Origin of the sequence: Porphyromonas sp. COT-290 OH3588, from assembly GCF_000769075.1 — a bacterium.
In the GTDB taxonomy this organism is placed as follows: Bacteria; Bacteroidota; Bacteroidia; order Bacteroidales; family Porphyromonadaceae; genus Porphyromonas.
In genome coordinates, this window is sequence record NZ_JRFC01000037.1 from 1 (window position 1) to 309 (window position 309).

Sequence of the window (309 nt, forward strand, 5' to 3'; positions counted from 1 at the left end):
TAAGAGACAGGTATTCATTCAAACAGACCAATCGCTTAAAGAAGACATTTTAGGTCAACAAAGAACAGAAAATGGCTTGGGTTGGTCTCCTACTGGTAATTGGAAAACGAAATGTGTTCAATACCTTATTAAAGGGCGTAAGCGTGATAAAGTTACAGGGGAATTTGTTGACGGTTATCGCGTAGTCGTTTATCCAAATTTGAGACCAACAGCAGAAGCAACAAAAGAATCAGAAACAGATTCAGTTGACGGTGTAGACCCTATCCAATGGACTTTGGCAGTACAAGCGACTGAGTCAGATATTTATTT

At 39.2% G+C, this 309-nt stretch carries 1 protein-coding gene; it reads left to right on the top strand.

The genetic code is table 11. The features are described from left to right. On the top strand, positions 1–309 hold a 309-nt coding region (locus HQ48_RS07540; RefSeq protein WP_044232917.1), incomplete at both ends, for a phage capsid protein.